The following is an 18,160-nucleotide window of genomic DNA, read 5'->3' as shown; positions in this document are numbered from 1 at the left end:
AAAATAAAGTACAATTATTGATCTAAATTCTTATTGGTTTTAATTTATAGTATCTTAGAAATTTAAAAACTATATGGAATTAAAGAACTTTATTAAAAGCCTAAAAATCATGCATTTATTTTTAGTTGCCGGTCTTAGTATTTTTACAATTTGGGTCATATTCCAAATTAACAGCTTTAATACCAGTACTAATGGGGAGAGTATCTATTTATATCTAGTTCCTGTTTTTGCATTATTGGGGTATTTTGGAAGTCAGATGGTTTTTAAAAAAATGATATCAAGAATAGATTCTAAGAATCGATTAGAAGATAAATTGAAGAAATACCAATCTGCATTACATCTTAAATATGCTCTTATTGAAATTCCTGCTTTTTTAGGTCTTTTTGTTTATTTCAATTCAGGCAATGCCCTTCCTCTAATAATTACGATATGTTTATTGGCATATTTATTTGTACAAAAACCAAATAAAGAAAGTATCGTTAAAAGCTTACCATTAACAATCGAAGAAAAATCGCTTATTCAAAATTCATAACCTTATACTAAAAATGAAAAACTTTAATAAATTAATTATTGCTTGTATGCTATCGCTATTCGGATTAACCAATTTACATTCGCAAGATTGGGCCGACTTAAATCAATTTAAAGAGGAAAATTCCAAACTTCCAGCTGTACAGGAAAATGAAGATCGCATTTTGTTTATGGGAAATTCTATCACCATTGGATGGTTAAATAATAGACCGGAATTTTTCAAAGACAAACCCTATATAAATAGAGGTATTAGCGGGCAAACTACTCCGCAAATGTTAGTGCGTTTTAGACAAGATGTAATTGATTTAAAACCAAAAGTAGTAGTTCTTCTAGCTGGCACTAATGATATTGCCGGTAATACGGGACCTTCAACTTTAGAAATGATAATGAACAATATTAAAGGGATGTCTGAAATGGCAAAAGCAAATGACATTAAGGTCATATTATCTTCTACCCTACCTGCTTATGATTACCCATGGAAACCAGGTTTAGAACCAGCTGGCAAAATTATCGCTTTGAATAAAATGATTAAAGAGTATACAGAATTGAATGGTCATATTTATTTAGACTATTTCTCTGCTATGGTCGATGAACGCAACGGTCTACCTAAAAAATATGCAAGAGATGAAGTACACCCTACAGTTGCTGGGTACAAAGTAATGGAACCTTTAGTAGAAGCTGCTATTGTTAAGGCGTTAGACCAATAGTAGTATTATATACAATCAATATTTATGAATATGAAAGCTATATTATTACTTTTTTCTATAGCCGTAATATGTTCTTGCTCACCAATGAGTACTATTGAGCAAGACCATAGAGCGATTATGGCCATCTTAAATCAACAAGAAAGAGATTGGAATAATAATGACTTAGAGGGGTTCATGAAAGGCTATTGGAAATCAGATTCTCTCTATTTTTATAGCGGGAAAAAACTTAAATCCGGGTGGCAGACTACGCTGGATAGCTATTTAAAAAATTATCCGGACAAGTCCTATTCAGGCACTTTAAAATTTAATATCGTAAAAATTTCTGCTATTACTACTAACTCCTATTTTGTCATGGGTGAATATAACCTAACAAGAAATATGGGTAATGCAACTGGTACTTTTATGATAATTTTTAAGAGAATTGATGGTGAGTGGAAGATCATTGCCGATTCTTCCTGTTGACATCCAAAAGTAGATATCTTTTGATTATTTTTGGGAAATTTTGATTACAAAATAAAATGAAAAAAGCACTAACCTTATTGGTCACATTGGCCTTATCATGTAACTCATCGCAAAAAACAGTTAATGAATCAACTACTGATACTGTTTCAACAGTACCCTCTGAAATCACCTTTGCCGAATCTATAACAGAGAGTGAATTAAAAGAGCATTTATATACTTATGCTTCAGATGAATTTGAAGGTAGAGAAACCGGTGAACCGGGTCAAAAAATGGCTATTGCTTATTTAAAAGCAGAATATGAAAAATTAAAAATTCCTGCGGCTAAGGCTGACGGTAATTATTTTCAAGAAGTTCCTTTAGAAATAAGTAAACTTCCTATCGGCAAATTAAGCTTAAAAAGTAAAGATTATAGTATTGGAGAACATGTGTTAACTTTTTCTGCTGCGAATACTTCTGCCAGTGAAATAGCTTATGTAGGGTATGGTATTGAAGATTCTTCATATTCCAACTACAATGAAATTGATGTGGAAGGTAAAATAGTTTTACTCAAATCAGGAGAGCCTAAAAATTCAGATGGAACTTACAAAATTTCAGGATCTAGCGAAACTTCGATTTGGAGTAATATGTCTGAATCTCTTACAAAAAGAATACAAATAGCAGTTGATAAAGGTGCTACAGGTATTCTTTATTATGATACCGACAATTTCAATAGATTTAAGCGAAGGTTTGAATCTATGAAAACGAATGACAATGGCCGAATGGAATTAGTTGACAATAGTGCTACTGAATTTTACAGCCTATTTATAGATCAAGTACTAGCTAAAGATTTACTTTCCTCAATTGAAACTGACGAAGTTTCTAAGATAATTACTGAAAATTTAGAGTTGAGTTTTGAAAGTTCCAACGATAAAATTACATCAGAAAATGTAGCTGCATTCATTAAAGGAACTGAGAAACCAGATGAGTATTTAGTAATATCTTCACACCTAGATCATATTGGTATTTCTGCAGATGGCGAGATAAATAATGGAGCTGATGATGATGGATCAGGTACAGTTGCATTATTAGAAATAGCAGAAGCATTTAAATTAGCTGCAGATGCAGGAAACGGACCTAAAAGGTCTGTTATATTTTTACATGTTACTGGTGAAGAAAAAGGACTCTTAGGTTCTCAATATTATACTGATGTTGACCCTATAGTGCCTTTAGCGAATACTGTAGCAAACTTGAATATTGATATGATTGGTAGAATTGACCCCAATCGAGAAGGAGACCGTAACTACATCTATCTAATAGGGTCAGATAAATTAAGTACGGAACTTCACAATCTCTCAGAAGAAGTAAATAATAAATTCGCAAATATTGAATTAGATTATACATATAATGACGAAAACGATCCTAATCGATTTTACTACAGAAGTGATCATTATAACTTCGCTAAGAACAATATTCCTATAATATTTTATTTTAACGGAACACATGATGATTATCACAGACCAAGTGACACTCCTGACAAAATAAATTATGACTTATTGCAGAATAGAGCTAGACTTATTTTTTATACTGCTTGGGAAATTGCAAATAGGGATCAAAAAATTACCGTTGACAAACCTATTAACTAAAATACCATAAAAAATAAGCCTGTTAACTAACTGTTTAACAGGCTTTTTATATCAATAATATTTTAATTCAATAAGATATTAAAACAAAAAAGTCTTGGAATAAATCCAAGACTTTTTATTTGCTTTTAGGGTGGAAGACCGGGTTCGAACCGGCGACCCTCGGTACCACAAACCGATGCTCTAACCAGCTGAGCTACAACCACCATTTGTAAGCGAGTGCAAATGTAATTTTTTTAAATAGTACTCACAAATAATAAATGATATTTGAATAAATATTTCAATTTTTCTTTTGCTTAATTTGTTCTAGTTAAATTGATAATTATATTTAAATAACCTACTTATAAAACACATCACGTTAAATGCTATTTAATTCCCCTCTAAAAAACAGCTTATTTCTTTTCACTTTTATGTGTATAAACTTTAATACGGTCATTGCACAAGTAGATAGTATTCAGTTTTATAAAAATAAGATTCAAGAATTTTCAGAGAGTTCAAGTAACGTTGATAATAGCACAACATACATTGACCTCTTAAATAATCTATCTTATCAATTAAGATTTTCAGGCCGAGATACAATCTTGATTATATCTAAGAAAGCCTTAGAGTTGAGTAAACTAAATGATTATAAAGAAGGTGAGCTTGAAGCCTTAATAAACTTCTCTGCATTTTACCTTTATACAGGAGATACTGAAAACAGTATAAAATACAACCAAGAGGTTTTAAATGACAAAGAATTAATTGATCATCCAACAAAAGAAATGAAAGTCTACAATCATTTAGGTCAAGCATATTTCATTAAACAAATTTACCCATTAACTTATACATTCTTTTTAAAGGGCTTGTCATTAAGTGAACAACATAATAATGAGTATTTTACTTTTTTAATGAACATGAATTTAGGCACCATGTTCAATCTATTGGAAGATTATGATGAAGCGCAAGCTTATTATTCATCGGCAAGCAAATTTTCTAAAAAATCTAAAGATGCAAACTCAGATGCCATGCTATCTAGCAATTTAGGCTTTCTCAATATTAAGACAGGTAATTTTGACAAAGCACAAGACTATTTAAACAACAGCATTATTTACTTTGAAAAAACAAAAAACAAACCATGGTTAGCATTTTCATTGTCAACCTTAGGAGGGCTTAATTTGAAATTAAAAAAGTATAATAATGCCTTAGACTCGTATAAAAAAGCACTTAGTACTCACAGTTCAGACGTTGATATAAAAGGTAGGGCAGATATCTATTATGGTCTTGCAAAAACTCACATGGCACTTAAAAATATACCAGAAGCCGAAGTAAATATTAATGAAAGTCTAAAACTATATACATCATTTAATTTGAATACAGGGTTAGAAAAATGTTATAGGATATTATACAAAATTAAAAAAGAAAAAAACCAAATTTCAAAATCTTTAGAATACTTAGAATTAACAGAAAAATTGGCAAATGATATTTCTATAGAAAAAAATAGAAGGAATTTTAATATGCTTACTGCAAAGATAAATTTTGAGAAAGAAAAAGAAGCTCTTAAGGTTAAAAATGAATTAGTATTGGCGCAGCAACGTAAATATGTAAAATGGTCTTTAGCAGCGCTATTCACTTCATTAATAGTAGTCTTGATTATTTTAAACTCTAATAAGAGAGAAAAATTATTAAATAAAAAACTAGAGAATCAAGCAATAGTTTTAAATGAAAATCAAAATACACTTTCTATTATCAATAAAAATCAGGATCGCCTTTTCTCTATAGTAGGTCATGATCTTCGTGGACCAATAATTTCGCTAAAAGAACTACTTACTTTTTACATTGAAGAAGTTGATGGTAAAAAGTATTTTGAGAAATTCGCTCCACAATTAAGAGATGATTTAGAACAGGTTCAATTTACTATGGATAACCTATTACATTGGGGGAAAACCCAAATGACTGGAAACTCTATAAACTTAGAAAGAATTACTGTCAAACAAGAAATAGAAGATATATTACATTTATTTAGTAAAGAAATTAAAAATAAATTTATAAAAATTGAAAATCAAGTGGCTCGCAATCATCATGTTTTTGCAGATTTAGACCAGTTTAAAGTAATCTTTAGAAATTTAATCAACAATGCCATTAAATACACACCTAATGAAGGTAAGATTACCATATCAAGTAAAATTAAAGACACTAACTTATTAATTTACGTTTCTGATACTGGTGTGGGAATGAGTGAATTGACAATTAGTAAATTATTTAAGGACACCGAGCATATATCAACAGTTGGCACCAATTTAGAAAAAGGTACCGGTCTAGGATTACGATTGGCAAAGGAAATGATAGTAAAAAACCATGGCGAAATATCTGTCAAAAGTAAAATCAATAAGGGAAGTCATTTTATTGTAAAGCTTCCATTACCATTCGCATAAAATAAATTATTACTTTCTTATACTAAAAGAACTAACTATAGTCAAGTTATATTTTAGCTAATATTTGGAACATAATTTAGAAAATCATCGACGAAATACACCTTTTAAACGTTAAAACACATAATAATTGAGGTTTCACAACAATTAATGCCAATCCTCTACGTTCTACTCTAAATTTACCTTTTTCATTTGTAGAACTTATCAATGAATATTAATTTTTCAAGAATAATTTTATCAAGCAACCTTACTAGAGGCTGTCTTCTTGTGTTATTAGTATTCTGTTTTTCTTCAGGGTCACTATGGGCTCAAAATACTAAAAGAGACAGTCTATTAAGACTGGTAAATCAAACTAGTATACCATCAAATATCTACTCTAAGGATACACTCTATATTCATAATCTAACAATGCTTGCAGCTGAATATCGATATCAAAATTCAGATAGTTTACTTGCACTAAGCCAAGAAAGTCTCAAATTAAGTAAAGAAGCACATTTTTTAAATGGAGAAATCATCTCTTACAGTAATATTGGTGCATATTATTCAAATATGGGACAAATAAAACAGGCTATTTCTTATTTAAAAAAAGCATATAATTTAGCAGATCATAATAAAGTTCAAGATTTAAAAGTAGAAACACTTAATGAACTATCATTAGAATATAGTTATCAAGGTAATTATTCACTAGCCTTAAAAGGCTATTTAGATGCCATAGAGATTGCAGAAGAATTGGGCCTCAAAAGCTTACTTTCGATTATAAATGATAATATAGCACAATTATATCGTTCTCATGAAGACTTTAACCAAGCTATGGTTTTTTATAAGAGATCAAAATCTCTAAATGAAGAAATTGGTGATCCAATTTTTTCGGCCGAAACATTGTGTAATATAGCATCTACTTATGTAGAAATGAATGAATTGGAATATGCCATGTTTAATGTAAATAACGCTATTTCTATTTTCGAAAAAGAAAAAATTTTAGATTGGTTAGCTTATTGCTATGAGGTTAAAGGGAATATTTATCTAAACAAAGAAAAAAATACTTGGGCGCTCTATTGGTTTAAACAGAGTGAGTTGTTGCATAAAGAACTTGAAGATGATCGTGGTAAAATCGGGTTATTTAATGGTATGTCGGAAGCATATTCTAATATAAAAAAAGACAGCATAGCAGAAATATATTCATTAGAAGCTTATCAATTATCTAAGAATCTAGAATACCGATCTGGTATTAAGAATAGTGCTTATCAGTTATTTAAGATTTACAAAAACAAAAATGACTATGAAAAATCTCTTTGGCACCTTGAATTATTTCAAAGTACCTCAGAGTCTTTAACAAAAAAAAGTAATGAACAAACGTTGAGTTTGCTAAAAGCTAAAATGGAATATGATCAGCAAAAACAACAATTAATATCGCAAAATGAAAAAACACTGGCGAAGCATAATATCTATATCTATGTCTTTATAATCATTTTAATAATCTTCTTTATTATTGTTCTTATCGTCCGAAGAAATGAGCGAATTCAGAAAAAATTAAATTTAGAATTACTTTCTAATAAAAAAAATCTAGAAGAAAAGCAAGAATATCTAAACGAGTTAAACCAAACTAAGAACAAGTTGTTTTCTATTATTGGTCACGATTTAAGAGGGCCAATAGGTGCTTTTCAAGGTCTTCTAAAGTTATTTAAAGAAGGTGAGATGACTAAAGATGAATTTTTAGATTTTGTACCAAAACTTAAGGTAGATATCGATTCTATATCTTTCACTTTAAATAATTTATTATCATGGGGACAAACCCAAATGAATGGTTCTACCACCAGACCTACAACAACAAACTTAGATGAAATCGTTGAAGACAACATGGCGCTTTTATCTGAAATCGCAGAATCTAAATCTATTAAATTAATCAATCGAGTTGAAGCAGATTGTAAAATTTGGTCTGACACGAATCAGATTGATATTATCATTAGAAACTTATTAAGTAATGCTTTAAAATTTACACCTAATAATGGTCAAATTATTATTGGTGCAATTCAAAAGTTAAAAACTTGCGAAATTTACGTGAAGGACAATGGCATGGGCATGACCGAAGAAACCATAGGTAAAATATTCCAAAAAGATTCTAACCATACTACTTACGGTACAAATGCCGAAAAAGGGACAGGACTAGGTTTATCATTATGTAAGGAAATGATAGAGAAAAACAAAGGGAAAATATGGGTACATAGTGCTCTTGGTAAAGGATCGAGTTTCTATTTCACAATGCCAAGAGTTATAGAGCCTATTAAAAAATCTGCCTAAATTAAATGATCTAGCGAATCTACCGCTATCATTCTTTCAACCGTGAACCCTTCACCATAATCTACACCAACTAAACGGCCTAAGTCTTTAGCTCTATAATGTACACTCTCAATAAAAGTTTTACTGCTTATAGGTGTCTCTGGCTCATTACTAGTAGGGTCATGAAATTGAGAGGTATAAGCTAAAATCGCATCTGTTTTAACTTCGATATAATCACTAATATCAACCACAAAATCCGGTATCAAATTTTTCCATTGTATGTAGTGGTAAACTAGTTTAGGCCTCCATTCAACTTGATTCTCCTCTCCTATTTTGGTTTCAATACGCCTTAATCCACTTAAAAAACATGCGTCACTAACTAGTTTGCTTCCCTTACCGTGATCGATATGTCTATCATCTATAGCATTGCACAAAACCGTATGAGGCTGGTACTTGCGAATCATTTTAATAATTTCTAATTGATGGGTTTCATCATTTATAAAAAAACCATCTCTAAATCTTAAATTTTCTCGTACCGCAACACCTAAACCTTTTGCAGCAGCAGCAGATTCCTTATCCCTAATTTCCGCAGAACCTCTTGTACCTAACTCACCTCGGGTTAAATCAACTATTCCAACTTTTTTACCTAAGGCTACCTCTTTGGCAATAGTACCACCTGCTCCAAGTTCTGCATCATCAGGATGCGCTCCAAAAACTAAAATATCCAACTTCATGTTTCCAAATTTGTATGTAATGATGCTTATGCTTTCTTTTTAATAGCCGCTAAGGCCTGTAAAATATCTTGTTTTAAATCCTCAGGTTCCTCAATCCCAACTGAAAAACGAATCAATCCGTCAGCAATGCCTTGTTCTGCACGTACCTCTGAGCTCATTAAAGCATGAGAAGTTTTTGTAGGTGATAACACCGTACTTTCTACACCTGCTAAACTCATAGATGATTTTATTAGCTTAAGTTCCTTTTGAAATTGTGAAGCGTCTAAACTTGAGTTTAATTCGAACGAAAGCATGCCTCCAAATCCTTTCATTTGTTTTTTTGCAATTTCATGATCTTCATGTGTAGGTAAACCTGGGTAATATACCTTGTCAATTTCCTTATTCTCCTGTAAAAAATACGCCATAGTAAGCGCATTCTCGTTTTGTGCCTTAACCCGTATGCCCATAGTCTTCATACTTCTTTCTAACAACCAAACCGTATAATCACTTAGGCTACCACCAAAGTTTTTTGCCAAATGAAAAATACGCTCCATATTCTCAGCAGTAGAAGCAACTGCACCTGCACATATATCAGAATGACCACCCATATATTTTGTGGCACTATGAATTACAATATCAATACCAAAATCAATCGGGTTTTGATTAACCGGACTTGCAAAAGTATTATCAATCATAGAAATCAAGCCATGTTTCTTAGCTATCGTTGCGATTGATTCTAAATCGGTTATCGTTAATAACGGATTAGAAGGTGTTTCTATGTAAATCACCTTTGTATTTTCTTTTATTTGAGATTCAAAAGCTTCAGCCTTCCATCCTTCGGTAAAGGAATACTCAATCCCATATTTACTAAATTCTTCATTTACAAGATTATAGGTGCCACCATATAAGGTTTGTTGCAATACAACATGGTCACCAGCTTTTAAAAAAGCAAATAAAGATGTACTTACAGCTGCCATGCCGCTACCAAAAATTAGAGCAGCTTCTGCATGTTCTAATGCCGCCACTTTTTTACAAAGGCCTTCTTGATTAGGGGTATTAAAATATCTTGGATAACGCTTAACATCTACATCTTCAAATGCATAAGAAGTACTCATATATAGCGGAGATATTGCTCCACGATGTTGTTTGTCTTCTAATTCACCAACATGAGTACATATGGTGTTCAACCCTTTATTCTGTGTCTTCATTCCAAAAAATTATAAACAATAAAGGTAACGAAATACAAATTAAAGAAGCTCATTTAAAATATTGTTCATAGTTTTACTTGTATACAGATTACTTAAATTCAACGCATATATTCAGTATAATTGCAACTATCTACAATAGTCCATCATAATGAAAAAATTACTTTTAATCTCTTTAATATTTACACTATTAACAGCCTGTAAGAATCAGCAACCAATAGCTACAGGATATCAAGGTCAAGGTAAGAGTGCCATTGTTTCTACTTTGACAAAACCAGTGCAAAAACAATGGAAAGGTATTTGGTCTTTTGAAAATGACAGTATATTCTTTAGCAATGATTTTGAAAGTGGTCGTTTAAATGGTATTACTACAGACGGAAACAATCACTACACAACCTTAATTACGGCTGAAAACACACCAGTTAATGTGAGTCCGTGGTATGCTTTTAAGGTTTGGTCAAAAACTCCAAAAACTATTACCATTAAAATGACCTATCAAGATTCTCGTAGTAGATACTACCCGAAAATAAGTACAGATGGTGAGAATTTTAAAGCTTTAGATAGTACTAACTATACAGCCTTAAATAAAGGTAAAGGTGATTTTGGTATTAACGCAGCGCCAGAATTTGTAGAAATAAAAGTTGATATAAGCGAAACGCCAACCTATATTACTGCTCAAGAACTTTATGGGTCTACCAGAGTAAAAAAATGGATTGATTCTTTATCCACAAAAGATTATATCACCACTTATGAAATTGGTAAAAGTAGAGAGAAGAGAACAATGAATTTAATGGAGGTCAGTAATGGTTCTCATAAAAAGGCCGTTATGGTGATTTCTAGACAACACCCGCCTGAAGTTACTGGTTTTCTTGCCATGAAATCTTTTATAGAAACACTTGCTGGAGATTCAGCTAAGGCACAAAAATTTAGAGATAATTTTGATTTGTTCGTAGTACCGTTAATGAATCCTGATGGGGTAGATAATGGTAATTGGCGTCATAATATGGGCGGAATAGACCTTAATAGAGATTGGCAAGATTTTAATCAGCCCGAAACTAAAAGTGTACGAGATTTCCTTGTAAAAAAGGAAGCTGAAGGATATGAATTTATCTTTGGAGCAGATTTTCATTCTACTTGGGATGATATTTATTACCCAATAGATTCTACCATAATTGGTAAAAAAGGTGACATTGTTTTTAATTGGATTGATAATATAACCAAACGATTGCCGCAAAAACATACGAACATAAAACCATCAACAGAGATAAAACCTACCATGGTATCTCGTAATTATTTTTACGTTAACCACGGTATGCCTGCAATTGTTTTTGAATTAGGCGATAATACCCCAAGAGATTTTCTTAAGCTAAAAGGTAAAGTTGCTGCAGAAGAACTTATGGATTTATTATTGGAATAAATTATTTACCAAAATTGACTTTATAACGCCAATAACTTATTCCTCCTAAAACTAAAACTCCTGCTACTAGGTAATAAATGAACATAGGCGTAATTACCTGTGCTCCACTAGCGTAACTATGCAAACCTGCCAAGTAAAAGTTAACCCCGAAATAAGTCATCATAATACTACCAAAAGCTACGACACTCATAAAATTAAAAGTCCATTTTCCTCTTAAACCAGGCACTAATCTTGTGTGAATCACAAATGCATAAATCATTATTGAAATAAGCGCCCAAGTTTCTTTTGGATCCCATCCCCAATAGCGACCCCAACTTTCATTGGCCCATTGTCCTCCTAAGAAGTTCCCAATAGTCAACATGACTAACCCAGTGGTAATGGCTAATTCATTTATAATGGTCAATTCTTTTATATTAATTGCCATACGTTCTTTATTCTTCTTGGTAGTCAGAATCATTAGAATTAAAGAAACAAGCCCCAGTATCATACCAACGGTTAATGGGCCATAACTACCCACAATAACAGCAACGTGAATCATAAGCCAGTAACTATCTAAAACAGGTTGTAAATTGGCAATTGATGGATCTATCCAACTTTGGTGTGCAATCCATAACAACATCGCAGTAACGAAGGCAGAAGCTGCAAAAGTCATATCACTCTTACGCCCAAGAGCCAAACCGATACCCATGGTTGACCAAGCAACATATAAAATACTTTCATACGCATCACTCCAAGGTGCATGACCAGAAATATACCAACGTAACGCCAAACCAGCTGTATGCCATAAAAAGAACATAATAATGGTTCCTTTAAAGAAATAAATAGCCACACGCCAAATAGAGCGATCTTTAAATATTTGAAAAATAAGCGTAAAAAACATTAATAAGCCAACAAAAGCGTAGTACTTATATAACCTATTAAAAATATCTAATCGATTATAAATTACCTCAGTATTAACTTTCTGTTTAGAAGGTAAAACCTCGCTACCATGATTCAATTGATTCTGTTCAAACGCTGCCAGTAATTTATCAGCTTGTGTATAATCACCACTTTCTTGAGCTTTACCTAAAGTCATTAGATAATAAGGCATCGCATTCTTAACGAAGTTGGCATAAAGAGAATCTCTAATTTCGTACTGTCCTCCCCTATATTCTATCGCCGAAATCCATTTATTATTTTCATCATCTAATAATGGAAAAATCTTTACGATATCTTGACCCAATGCTTGGTTCAGTAAACCCAAACGAATATTGGCATCTTTAAAATCTTGTTGAAATTTATTCGGATTGGTTGTAGACGTTGCTTCAACCAAAAAAGGCTCTAACTTATACTGTCCTTTATCATCAAAAAAATCGGTTGCTTTTACATATTCCTGTCCAGATGGAATTCCAATTATTTTCCTGATACTATCATTTTGAGCTTTTTTATCCAATGCGATGAACTCCGTGTTATACCAAACAGCAGGGTTCATCATCATAGAAAGCAAAATCTGGTCAGAATTATACTCTAAATAGGTATCCTTCAGGCTTAATTTACGAAGTAACTCTGATGAAAAGGTATTAATTGGCTTCATTCGGCCACCATCATCTTGTATAACCAGTTTCCCAAATTTATCTGCATGTTCTTTACCTATCATACTTGCTTTCAGCAAAGAATCGATTTGCATTTTAGTAGGCGTTGGTTGATGCCCGTGACCATCATCATCAGAATGCTGCTCTTGAGCATACGATGAAAAGGAGAATGCCATTAAAAGCGCTACAGCGCCAAACATCTTCTTCTTTTTTATCTTTATTTTGTCTAAAGAATCAGCCAAATCTCTGAAACGTGTCTTTCCAAAAAACATAATACCCATTAAACCTATGTACAATAGAAAATACCCAATGTAAGTTATCCAAGTTCCCCAAAAATCATGGTTTACAGATAACGTAGTTCCTTTTTCATCAGGATCAAAGCCCGATTGAAAAAAGCGATACCCTTGATGGTCTAAAACGTGATTCATAAAAATATCATAATCAAAAGGGCGTTCATCTTCAATGGTCACCCTACTCATAAATGAAGCATAACCTTTTTCTGTACCTGGATATTTTTCAGCAATAAAATCATTTAGTTTAATTCCGAAAGGCAATTCATGAACTTTAGAACCATAACGTATCATAAAATCGAGTCCGCCAACGTTTATTTTATCACTAAAATCAGAAGGTCCTTTACCTCCTAGAACTTTAACCTGTTTGGTTTCACCATTTGCCGACACATCAAAAACCATGGCATCTTGGTCTATTTTAGTTTTCTCGGCTTCAGGAATTTCAACAATGCCATATGAACCACGTGTTAAGGAATCTGGCAATACGAATTGCATACCCGCTGTATTATACAGCGAACGTAACTGCAATGGCTGTAGGCTATCTTTCACCAAAACACCTTGAAATTGGTCTGCCATACGCATATAACTACCTTCGAAAGGCGCATATATTTGATAAATAGAATCTGTCGTTTTTATATTTATAGCTCCCTCCGTATTGTTATTCAACGCAAACAAGACATTATGTATACTAGCTACCTTACCATCTTCTAAATAATGTTCATGACGTTGACCATCACCTGCTTCTACAATTTTTAAGTAATAGCTACCTTCAGTATCGGGTAATAAACCTTCTTTAGCACCAGCGATAAAATCAACATAAGAAACTTTAAAATCCTCTCCATTAAAATCTTCATTCCAAGGTAGGTTGGACTTTATAGCTTCTGAAGTAACAATTAAATCATCTTCTAACACCTTTCTACGTGGTTCTCCTTCTATATCACCATCAACATAAACCGTTAAAAATGTTTTATCCGAATAGAAAACCTGTTCCGTTTTACCTTCACGAATTGGCATCATACCTTCAAAACTAATATAACGAGTTACAAAAGCACCGATTATAATCAACACCCACGATAGGTGAAGAACTAATACGGGCCATTTTTCTAATCGAAACAAACGATATCTAGAAATGTTACCAATAAAATTGATAACAAAGAATACCATTATGACTTCGAACCATAATGCATTATAAATCCAAATGCGTGCAGTTTCTGTGCTGTACCAACTTTCTATGAAAGTACCGAATGCCATTGCGGTTGCAAAAACAATAAACAGAATTGACATTAAACGAGTAGAAAAGAATATTTTTTTGAACATTTCCGTCATTGAAGAAAGGCGTTGATTTTCAAGAAGCAAAAATAAGGTCTTTTCATCATTTATTAGCGCCTTTTATTACTTTAAAACATGATATAAACTGTTAATATTAATACAACAGTACTTCAATAAACTTTGTATTTTTGCGACATGATATCAGTAGTTATAGTTGGCACAGGTAATGTTGCTCAAAATCTTTTCCAGGCTTTTGAAAAAGTAACCGATGTGGAGATAAAACAAGTGATAGGTAGAAACGAGAATCATTTATCTTTTGTCAAGAATAAAGCACCTATAAATACCGATTTTAATAAAATACCAGCTGCTGATATATATATATTAGCAGTATCAGATGATTCAATTGGTTTAGTAGCAGAAAAATTCAAAGATTGTAAAGGAATATTAGTCCATACTTCTGGTGCTACCTCTTTAGATATTTTAAGTACATATGATAGAACAGGAATTTTCTATCCACTTCAAACATTTACAAAAGGTAAAATTATTTCCTTCAAGGACATTCCAATTTGTCTAGAAGCGAAGAACCTAAAGGATTTAGAACTATTGCAAAAACTAGGAGAAACACTGAGTAATACTGTTATCAAAGTGAGTTCAGAGCAACGGAAAGTACTTCATATTGCCGCAGTATTTGTAAATAATTTCACTAATTACATGTATACCATCGGTGAAGAAATCTGCACAGAAAATAATGTCGATTTTAAATTATTAAAACCCTTGATTAAAGAAACTGCAGCTAAATTAGATGATTTAACTCCTTATGAATCACAAACAGGACCAGCTAAAAGAGCGGACCAAAAAACCTTACATAACCATTTACAATTAATTAAAAATACACATCACAGGGAACTTTACACCCTATTAAGCAACGCAATTAAACATAAACATGGAAAAGAGTTATAAGGAGTATTTGAAAGACATTACGACATTCGTTTTTGATGTTGATGGTGTATTCACAGATGGTAGTCTTTTGATTACTACAGATGGTGAAATGCTTCGTAAAATGAGCGTAAAAGATGGTTACGCTTTAAAAGTTGCGCTTAATAAAGGATATAATGTTTGTATTATTACGGGTGGCACTAATGAAGGTGTTCGTAGTAGATTAAAAGCATTGGGTGTTACAGACATCTATATGGGTGCACACCATAAAATTGATGCCTTAGAAGAGTATATGGACATCTATCATATTGATGCTGAAAACGTATTATATATGGGTGATGATATACCAGATATACCACCTATGAAAGAGGTTGCCTTGGCTACCTGCCCTCAAAATGCCGTTGCTGAAGTAAAAAGCATTAGCCACTATATATCTCATATTAATGGTGGTCATGGTTGCGTTCGTGACGTTATAGAACAAGTTTTAAAAGTACGAGGCGATTGGATGAGCCATTTTAGTGCTGCAAACGATTAATTATGCTTAAAGAAAAACTGAAAGACTATACGATCATTTTAGCTTCTGGCTCACCACGAAGACATCAATTCTTCAAGGAAATGGAATTAGATTTTGAAGTACGATTAAAATCGGTCGAAGAAATTTATCCACCTGAATTAAAAGCTGCTGAGATATCAGATTACCTAGCTAAATTAAAGGCAGAGGTATTTAAAAATGAACTAGTAGAAAATGATATTTTAATCACTTCAGATACTGTTGTTTGGTATAAAAATGAATCTTTGGCAAAAGCTGCAGACAACTTGGAGGCCGAATCAATGCTTAAAAAATTGTCTAATGATTGGCATCAAGTGATAACTTCTGTTTGTTTTACGACAAGTGAACGACAAATTATATTGAATTCAATAACGGAAGTTAAGTTCAAAAATTTATCACATGAGGAAATCCAATATTATATTGAAAATTTTAAGCCTTATGATAAAGCAGGAGCTTATGGTATTCAAGAATGGATTGGATTAATTGGTATCGAAGAAATAAAAGGGTCATATACTAATGTAGTAGGACTACCAACCCAATTGGTATATGAAACACTGTCTAACATGGCAAAATAACATATATTAAAATCTAAAAACATGGTAATTATGAAAGGCATAAAACTCAATTCAACACTTTATTGCATTTTCGGAATAGTACTGTTATTTACTTCTTGCAAAGGGAAATCAGAAGATAGCAACAATGCTATAGCCAATGGTACCACTAAAAATGAAGTAAAAGAACCTAAAAAACAACTTTCTCAAGAATTCAAAGATTATTGGTACAATGGAACCGCAGAAATTACCTCATACACTTTAAAACAAGCTAGGTATGGCGAAATGAGAGAAGGAACTGCTGTTATGATATATGTAACTGAACCATTTCTGCCCGGATTACAAGTAAAGGCTGATACGAACGATAATGATAACATACCTGTTCTTAAACTAAATTCTACAAAGAATTATATAACAGGCATTTACCCGTACTCTATAATGACAAGTAGTTTTTATCCTGTTCATGATAATCAACATTCGTTAAAACTTTCATTTTCCTCTCAGGAGTGGTGTGGTCATGTTTATGCGCAACTAAATAATAGAGAAGATTTTGATATTATATCGCACTCCTATTTTGGTTCAGAAGCAGACCAAGAATATCATTTAGAAAAAACAGATCTTGAAAATGAAATTTGGAATAAAATCCGAATCAACCCTACTAATTTGCCTATAGGTGACATTACTATGATTCCTTCTTTAGAATTCATAAGACTTACTCATAAAGAGTTTAAGGCCTATAAGGCGACTGCTTCTTTAACTAAGGTTGAAGATTTAAATTCATATGAAATCACCTATCCTGAATTACAACGCACTTTAAAAATTAATTTTCAAAACGAATTTCCTTATACCATTGAAAGCTGGACAGATACTTTTCATGATGGTTTTGGAGATGATGCAAAAATTTTAACTTCTACTGCCACAATAATTAACAGGATTACAACACCTTATTGGCAACAGAAATCGAATAAGGATTTATCTTTGCGCGACAGTTTAGGATTATAATCTTATGAGAAATTTTATCGCCAATCATAACAATGAGCTAATCTATAGTCTTGTTGTTTTTATTGTTATCCTTATTTTGAAATTTCTTTTTACCACAGCGGTAAGAAAGGTTAGTAAAATCAGTGATTTCAATCCTGTTCGCACCAACTTAATTATCAAGTTTATTAATATAGCACTTACTATAATTGCCGTAGTTGCACTTACTTTAGTCTGGAGTGTAAACTATCAGGATTTAGGCGTTATGCTCTCTTCCGTTTTTGCTGTCATAGGTGTTGCTCTTTTCGCGCAATGGTCTATTCTTAGTAATATCACAGCAGGTGTTATCATTTTCTTTTCTTTTCCTTTTAAAATAGGAAACACCATTCGTATTTTAGACAAAGAATTAATCGACCCAAATAATGCTGCTTTAGACACCTTCGTAATTGAAGATATTAGAGCTTTTCATCTTCATTTAAGAAGAAATAATGGTGAGATTCTTACCTATCCAAATAACTTGGTATTACAGAAAGGCGTAATTCTAATTTCTACATATCAACAAGGTGAATTTTTCAATACAGAGGAAGAGGAAGAACAAACGATGTGATTTTGTTAAAGAACTCGTAAAAAAGCCCTGTTAGGTACTAATCTTATTATATTTGGATCTACTACAAAAACC

The 18,160-nt window shown here is 32.3% G+C and carries 15 protein-coding genes and 1 tRNA gene; 12 read left to right on the top strand and 4 right to left on the bottom strand.

Annotated elements, in window-relative coordinates; translation table 11 throughout:
* Positions 1-109 precede the first annotated feature (109 nt).
* Genes AAC084_RS11600 through AAC084_RS11585 form a run of 4 tightly spaced genes read left to right on the top strand, consistent with a single transcriptional unit; the run spans position 110 to position 3,319 of the window.
* Positions 110-532 carry a hypothetical protein gene (locus tag AAC084_RS11600; protein WP_339840351.1) on the top strand — a complete coding sequence of 141 codons (423 nt, stop codon included), beginning with the start codon at positions 110-112 and terminating at the stop codon, positions 530-532.
* Positions 533-545: 13 nt separating this feature from the next.
* The gene (locus AAC084_RS11595) at positions 546-1,235 is read left to right on the top strand and encodes an SGNH/GDSL hydrolase family protein (RefSeq protein ID WP_339840349.1); all 690 of its coding nucleotides are present in this window, start codon (positions 546-548) and stop codon (positions 1,233-1,235) included.
* 30 nt (positions 1,236-1,265) lie between these two features.
* Positions 1,266-1,697 carry a nuclear transport factor 2 family protein gene (locus AAC084_RS11590; protein ID WP_339840348.1) on the top strand — a complete coding sequence of 144 codons (432 nt, stop codon included), beginning with the start codon at positions 1,266-1,268 and terminating at the stop codon, positions 1,695-1,697.
* A gap of 56 nt (positions 1,698-1,753) precedes the next feature.
* Positions 1,754-3,319 carry a M28 family peptidase gene (locus AAC084_RS11585; RefSeq protein ID WP_339840347.1) on the top strand — a complete coding sequence of 522 codons (1,566 nt, stop codon included), beginning with the start codon at positions 1,754-1,756 and terminating at the stop codon, positions 3,317-3,319.
* 128 nt (positions 3,320-3,447) lie between these two features.
* Here AAC084_RS11585 and AAC084_RS11580 read toward each other — a convergent pair.
* A tRNA-His gene (locus tag AAC084_RS11580) sits at positions 3,448-3,523 on the bottom strand.
* A gap of 203 nt (positions 3,524-3,726) precedes the next feature.
* On the opposite strand from AAC084_RS11580, the gene AAC084_RS11575 reads away from it, so the two are divergent.
* Together AAC084_RS11575 and AAC084_RS11570 are read left to right on the top strand one after the other, a co-directional pair.
* Positions 3,727-5,727 carry a tetratricopeptide repeat-containing sensor histidine kinase gene (locus AAC084_RS11575; RefSeq protein WP_339840346.1) on the top strand — a complete coding sequence of 667 codons (2,001 nt, stop codon included), beginning with the start codon at positions 3,727-3,729 and terminating at the stop codon, positions 5,725-5,727.
* Positions 5,728-5,931: 204 nt separating this feature from the next.
* A complete protein-coding gene (locus tag AAC084_RS11570) occupies positions 5,932-8,022 on the top strand; it encodes a tetratricopeptide repeat-containing sensor histidine kinase (protein WP_339840345.1) in 2,091 nt (696 codons plus the stop codon).
* Here the strand turns inward: AAC084_RS11570 and bshB1 are convergent.
* A complete protein-coding gene (gene bshB1 / locus AAC084_RS11565) occupies positions 8,019-8,735 on the bottom strand; it encodes a bacillithiol biosynthesis deacetylase BshB1 (RefSeq protein WP_339840344.1) in 717 nt (238 codons plus the stop codon). The two genes, AAC084_RS11570 and bshB1, sit on opposite strands and share 4 nt — an antisense overlap.
* Positions 8,736-8,761: 26 nt before the next feature.
* Complete coding sequence (locus AAC084_RS11560) at positions 8,762-9,922, bottom strand: PLP-dependent aspartate aminotransferase family protein (RefSeq protein ID WP_339840343.1); 1,161 nt, start codon at positions 9,920-9,922, stop codon at positions 8,762-8,764.
* A 148-nt stretch (positions 9,923-10,070) separates the two neighbouring features.
* On the opposite strand from AAC084_RS11560, the gene AAC084_RS11555 reads away from it, so the two are divergent.
* Positions 10,071-11,336 carry a M14 family metallopeptidase gene (locus AAC084_RS11555; RefSeq protein WP_339840342.1) on the top strand — a complete coding sequence of 422 codons (1,266 nt, stop codon included), beginning with the start codon at positions 10,071-10,073 and terminating at the stop codon, positions 11,334-11,336.
* 1 nt (position 11,337) lies between these two features.
* Here the strand turns inward: AAC084_RS11555 and ccsA are convergent, their stop codons facing one another.
* Positions 11,338-14,523 carry a cytochrome c biogenesis protein CcsA gene (gene ccsA / locus AAC084_RS11550; RefSeq protein WP_339840490.1) on the bottom strand — a complete coding sequence of 1,062 codons (3,186 nt, stop codon included), beginning with the start codon at positions 14,521-14,523 and terminating at the stop codon, positions 11,338-11,340.
* 138 nt (positions 14,524-14,661) lie between these two features.
* Between ccsA and AAC084_RS11545 the strand changes: the two genes are divergently transcribed.
* Genes AAC084_RS11545 through AAC084_RS11525 form a run of 5 tightly spaced genes read left to right on the top strand, consistent with a single transcriptional unit; the run spans position 14,662 to position 18,088 of the window.
* A complete protein-coding gene (locus tag AAC084_RS11545; protein ID WP_339840341.1) occupies positions 14,662-15,426 on the top strand; it encodes a DUF2520 domain-containing protein in 765 nt (254 codons plus the stop codon).
* The gene (locus AAC084_RS11540) at positions 15,410-15,937 is read left to right on the top strand and encodes an HAD-IIIA family hydrolase (RefSeq protein WP_339840340.1); all 528 of its coding nucleotides are present in this window, start codon (positions 15,410-15,412) and stop codon (positions 15,935-15,937) included. Before AAC084_RS11545 ends, AAC084_RS11540 begins: the two co-directional genes overlap by 17 nt.
* A gap of 2 nt (positions 15,938-15,939) precedes the next feature.
* Complete coding sequence (locus tag AAC084_RS11535) at positions 15,940-16,527, top strand: Maf family nucleotide pyrophosphatase (RefSeq protein ID WP_339840339.1); 588 nt, start codon at positions 15,940-15,942, stop codon at positions 16,525-16,527.
* A gap of 30 nt (positions 16,528-16,557) precedes the next feature.
* Complete coding sequence (locus AAC084_RS11530; protein ID WP_339840338.1) at positions 16,558-17,505, top strand: septum formation inhibitor Maf; 948 nt, start codon at positions 16,558-16,560, stop codon at positions 17,503-17,505.
* Between the two features lie 4 nt (positions 17,506-17,509).
* A complete protein-coding gene (locus AAC084_RS11525; protein ID WP_339840337.1) occupies positions 17,510-18,088 on the top strand; it encodes a mechanosensitive ion channel domain-containing protein in 579 nt (192 codons plus the stop codon).
* Positions 18,089-18,160 lie beyond the last annotated feature (72 nt).

The sequence above is a fragment of the uncultured Maribacter sp. genome, from assembly GCF_963977385.1.
Classification (GTDB): domain Bacteria; phylum Bacteroidota; class Bacteroidia; order Flavobacteriales; family Flavobacteriaceae; genus Maribacter.
This window is presented reverse-complemented; position numbering and strand designations above follow the sequence as displayed.

Bases quoted from the DNA above. Each gene is read 5' to 3' on its own strand.
- AAC084_RS11600 (WP_339840351.1), top strand. From the start codon at position 110: ATGCATTTATTTTTAGTTGCCGGTCTTAGTATTTTTACAATTTGGGTC.
- AAC084_RS11595 (WP_339840349.1), top strand. From the start codon at position 546: ATGAAAAACTTTAATAAATTAATTATTGCTTGTATGCTATCGCTATTC.
- AAC084_RS11590 (WP_339840348.1), top strand. From the start codon at position 1,266: ATGAAAGCTATATTATTACTTTTTTCTATAGCCGTAATATGTTCTTGC.
- AAC084_RS11585 (WP_339840347.1), top strand. From the start codon at position 1,754: ATGAAAAAAGCACTAACCTTATTGGTCACATTGGCCTTATCATGTAAC.
- AAC084_RS11575 (WP_339840346.1), top strand. From the start codon at position 3,727: ATGTGTATAAACTTTAATACGGTCATTGCACAAGTAGATAGTATTCAG.
- AAC084_RS11570 (WP_339840345.1), top strand. From the start codon at position 5,932: ATGAATATTAATTTTTCAAGAATAATTTTATCAAGCAACCTTACTAGA.
- bshB1 (WP_339840344.1), bottom strand. From the start codon at position 8,735: ATGAAGTTGGATATTTTAGTTTTTGGAGCGCATCCTGATGATGCAGAA.
- AAC084_RS11560 (WP_339840343.1), bottom strand. From the start codon at position 9,922: ATGAAGACACAGAATAAAGGGTTGAACACCATATGTACTCATGTTGGT.
- AAC084_RS11555 (WP_339840342.1), top strand. From the start codon at position 10,071: ATGAAAAAATTACTTTTAATCTCTTTAATATTTACACTATTAACAGCC.
- ccsA (WP_339840490.1), bottom strand. From the start codon at position 14,523: ATGACGGAAATGTTCAAAAAAATATTCTTTTCTACTCGTTTAATGTCA.
- AAC084_RS11545 (WP_339840341.1), top strand. From the start codon at position 14,662: ATGATATCAGTAGTTATAGTTGGCACAGGTAATGTTGCTCAAAATCTT.
- AAC084_RS11540 (WP_339840340.1), top strand. From the start codon at position 15,410: ATGGAAAAGAGTTATAAGGAGTATTTGAAAGACATTACGACATTCGTT.
- AAC084_RS11535 (WP_339840339.1), top strand. From the start codon at position 15,940: ATGCTTAAAGAAAAACTGAAAGACTATACGATCATTTTAGCTTCTGGC.
- AAC084_RS11530 (WP_339840338.1), top strand. From the start codon at position 16,558: ATGAAAGGCATAAAACTCAATTCAACACTTTATTGCATTTTCGGAATA.
- AAC084_RS11525 (WP_339840337.1), top strand. From the start codon at position 17,510: ATGAGAAATTTTATCGCCAATCATAACAATGAGCTAATCTATAGTCTT.